1 protein-coding gene is annotated in these 4,609 nt (G+C 47.3%); it reads right to left on the minus strand.

Annotated features, from left to right (window positions below):
• Positions 1-158: 158 nt before the first annotated feature.
• Positions 159-3,992, minus strand: coding sequence for a phosphoribosylformylglycinamidine synthase (purL, locus tag FTU86_RS13690; RefSeq protein ID WP_180048605.1), 3,834 nt, complete (start codon positions 3,990-3,992; stop codon positions 159-161).
• Between the last annotated feature and the right edge of the window lie 617 nt (positions 3,993-4,609).

Below are 4,609 nucleotides of genomic sequence, written 5' to 3' on the forward strand. Positions count from 1 at the left end.
TTAATGGAGAAATCTAATCGGTATGTTATACCTGAGAGAAGAGTGAGGAGTTATCCAAGGGTTGTAAAAGGAAAACCTCAAAAATACCCAAGAAAAAGCCAGTCAATCTCTTAACTGACTGGCATTAACCCGAAGGTGGCTTTTCAAAATAAGGTCAACTAACCAATGAATTTACGTGCGTTACGGAACATACGTAACCATGCACCATCTTCAGTCCATTCTTCAGGTTTCCAGGAATGTTGCACGGCGCGGAAGTTACGCTCCGGGTGCGGCATCATAATCGTGGCACGACCATCTTTAGAGGTCACACCGGTAATCCCTTCTGGAGAGCCGTTCGGGTTCAGTGGATAGTGCTGGGTCACATTGCCCTGACTGTCGACATAACGCAGGCTGATCTGGTTGCCAGCATTTAATGCGGCAAAGTCTTCAGCGCTGGCAACAGCACGACCTTCACCATGCGCAACCGCGATTGGCAGAATTGAACCTTCCATGCCATCAAACAGAATCGAGTTTGATTTTTCTACACGCACGTTCACAGTACGCGCTTCAAACACTTCAGAGGTATTGCGATGGAAACGTGGCCAATGCTCTGCACCCGGAATCAGTGGTGCTAGTTGTGACAGCATTTGACAGCCGTTACAGATACCCACACTGAAAGTTTCTTGACGGTTAAAGAATTTCTCGAACTGGTCACGCAGTTTGGCATTAAACAGCACCGATTTTGCCCAGCCACCGCCGGCACCTAAAACGTCACCGTAAGAGAAGCCGCCACAGGTGACCAGACCTTCAAAGTCATCCAGGCTGATACGACCCGCCAGCAGGTCACTCATGTGTACGTCAACGGTGTTGAAACCGACTTTATCAAACGCAGCCGCCATTTCGACATGACCGTTAACACCCTGCTCACGCAGAATCGCCATATTTGGACGACGGGTGTTGATGTACGGTGCTTCAACCGGCTCGTTCAGGTCATAAGTTGGCTGCGCGATAATCCCTTGATGGGCTTTATCTGCAATTAAGGCAAATTCCTGATCGGCATTTTCAACGTTGTCACGTAAACGCTGGATCTGATAAGACACTTCTGCCCATGCCTGTTGCAGGTCAGTACGTTCCAGCACCAAACCGTTTACCGCCAACTGGTCAGAATTGTTGACTGTACCGACAACCGCAATTGCATCTTTCAATGTCGACGCTGCAACTTCAGCTTGTAATGTTTCCCAATCTGCTTTGGTAATTTGCAGCACAGCACCAATTTCTTCAGCAAATAGACCTGCAACTGATTGATCTTCCAGTGCCACACCCAAGCGTGACGCAAACATCATCTCTGCAACAGTCGCTAATAAACCACCATCACCGATGTCGTGGTAGGCTTTAATCAGGCCACGGTTGTTCCAGTCTTGTACCAATGCGAAGAAGGCTTTGAAGTCATCGAAGCTGTCGACATCTGGTGTCACTGAACCAATCGCTTTGTACACTTGCGCTAGGATCGAACCACCCAGACGGAATTGGCCTTTAGACAGGTCGATACGTACCAGTACAGATTCAAGATTTTTCAGTTCTGGTGTTAATGTCTTACGCACATCAGTCACAGGTGCAAATGCAGTGATCACGCCTGACATTGGCGAAGTGACAGATTTGTCTTCACCTTCGTCATTCCAGGTGGTACGCATAGACAGTGAGTCTTTACCAACTGGAATGGCAATGCCCAGTGCTGGACACATTTCCATACCAATTGCTTTTACGCCTTCGAACAGTGCCTGATCTTCACCTTTTTGACCTGCAGCAGCCATCCAGTTTGCAGACAGTTTAATGTCGCCAATCTGGTCAATTTTTGCAGACATCAGATTGCTGATCGCTTCAGCCACCGCTAAACGTGCAGACGCTGCCGGGTTCAATAATGCCACTGGTGGACGTTCACCCATGGCCATCGCTTCACCGGTATAACCCACCAGGCTTGTGGTTGTTACTGCAGCATCCGCTACAGGCACTTGCCATGGGCCAACCATCTGGTCACGTGCCACCATACCGGTAATCGAACGGTCACCAATGGTGATCAGGAACGATTTAGAGGCAACGGTCGGGTTTTTCAGGACACGGTAAATCGCATCTTTCAGATCTGTCACTTGAGCTGCATTAAAATCATCGCCTTTACGCTCGATGCTTTCATATGAACGGCTCATACGTGGTGTACCGCCCAGCATCACCTGCATTGGCATATCCACTGGCTTGTTGCCAAAAAGTGGATCTTCAACGGTTAAGTGACGCGCTTCAGTCGCTTCACCCAGTACCGCAAACGGACAACGTTCACGCGCACAGATCGATTCAAACAGCGCTAAAGATTCTGGACGGATCGCCAGCACATAACGCTCTTGTGCTTCGTTCGACCAGATTTCCATTGGCGACATGCCTGGCTCAAGCGATGGAATCTTACGTAAATCCAGTACCGCACCGAGCTCATGATCGTTGACCAGTTCTGGCATTGCGTTTGAAATACCGCCCGCACCAACGTCATGCACCGATACGATTGGGTTTTCATCTTCCATGCGCCAGCAGGTATCAATTACTTCCTGGCAACGACGTTCCATTTCCGGGTTTTCACGTTGTACAGAAGCGAAGTCCAGGCTCTCACCCATGGTACCGCTGTCTACAGAAGACGCTGCACCACCACCTAAACCGATCAGCATGGCTGGACCACCAAGCACGATCAGAAGATCGCCCGGTTGAATTGCATCTTTTTCGACATGATCCGGACGGATGTTACCGTAACCACCAGCAATCATGATTGGCTTATGGAAGCCTTTGACTTCGCCATTGACGTTTTGTTCAAAGGTACGGAAGTAACCGTTTAGCGCAGGACGACCAAATTCATTGTTAAACGCTGCACCACCGAGTGGGCCTTCAATCATGATTTGCAGCGGAGAGGCCATACGCGATGGCTTGCCGTAGTTATCTTCCCACGGTTGCTCAAAGCCTGGAATATTCAGGTTCGATGTTGTGAAACCGGTTAAACCTGCTTTAGGCTTACCACCACGACCGGTTGCGCCTTCATCACGAATTTCACCGCCAGAACCGGTTGCCGCACCAGCAAATGGAGCAATTGCGGTTGGGTGGTTATGGGTTTCCACCTTCATCAGGATGTGAGCCGCCTGGCTCTTGTATTTATAAACGTATTGACCGTTTTCTTCTTGCGTTGGGTAGAAACGCTGGGTATCAAAACCTACAATCACCGAGGCGTTGTCTTTATATGCTGACAATACGTCGGTTGGTGATTCTTTATAGGTGTTTTTTATCATCTGGAACAAAGACAACGGCTGGACTTCGCCATCAATGGTCCATTCTGAACCGAAGATTTTATGACGGCAGTGCTCAGAGTTGGCTTGCGCGAACATCATCAGTTCGATGTCGTTCGGGTTACGGCCCAGTTTGGTGAAAGCTTCAGTCAGATAATCAATTTCATCTTCAGACAGTGCAAAACCAAATTCGTTATTGGCTTTAACCAGTGCTTCTTTGCCCTGCCCCAGAATATCAATCGAGTTTAACGGTTTTGGTGCGGTTTCCACGAACAGTGCGGCTGCATCTGCAATGTCAGTAAATACGCTTTCGGTCATGCGGTCATGCAAGATCTGTAATGCTTCTTTAGAAAGCGCTTTTACGCCTTTTAGAGTAAACAGCAATCCGCGCTCCATACGGTGCACCGGAATATTACAGTTGGCAAAAATATCCGTCGCTTTGGATGACCACGGCGAAATGGTACCGACACGTGGGGTCACTAAAATTTGGACTTCGTCACTGGCAGGCTGACGTAACTCAAAAGATGCGCCATCATTTAACAGCTCTAAAGCTGATTGTTGCTGCTGCTCGTTGAGCGCTTGGTCAAACAGATAGATCCATTGGCTATCGAAAGATTGAACAGAACTAATTGACGATAAACGTGATAATAGTTGAGTTTTCTTAAAAGAAGAATGTGCAGGTGCACCGGCCACGATAAACATGCTGATTTTGGCTCCACGGGCAGATCTTTTGGACCTCGCCACAATGTGACTTGAAGAGAGCGCATATTCTACTGTGAAATGAGCCAATCAGCTAGAGAGGATTTGATAAATCTGACAGCGAAACGATCAGAGTTTTGATAAAAAGCTGTTTATTTCCAGTCAAAAAAATTGAACCGGCCGCGCAGCTTATCATATTTTGTTTCATATCGAGTAAAACTGTATTGATAAATTTTTGCATCAGAAAAATTGTATTATTTTTCAACAGTTCTATACGCATGATGAAAGCTAGCCCAAGATTGTCTGAATAGCCTGCTGCAGAACCAGAAATTAAATTTTTTGTACGAATTAATCATCCTGAAAGCTGAGTACCCATATCCACCCGAAGAGAGCGTTGCTGTCATCCGCTCAGGATCCCTTTGGTCTTTGCCTTTGTGAACCTTGAACCCTGAGACTTCACCCTCTTAGATGGGATTTTTACGTTCAATATTTCTAACCTGAATCGCGGATAAGAAATTGACTTGAAAAATAAGAGGACTAGAGCCATCAGTTGAGTTACCACACCAAACTCACAACTCTAGTCCTGATGTTCAATAGTACCGAATTATTCTGCGTAATTG

This window comes from Acinetobacter sp. YH12155, from assembly GCF_013418255.1.
Classification (GTDB): domain Bacteria; phylum Pseudomonadota; class Gammaproteobacteria; order Pseudomonadales; family Moraxellaceae; genus Acinetobacter; species Acinetobacter indicus.

Coding starts and splice junctions, on each gene's coding strand:
- purL (WP_180048605.1), bottom strand. CDS start 3,992: ATGTTTATCGTGGCCGGTGCACCTGCACATTCTTCTTTTAAGAAAACT.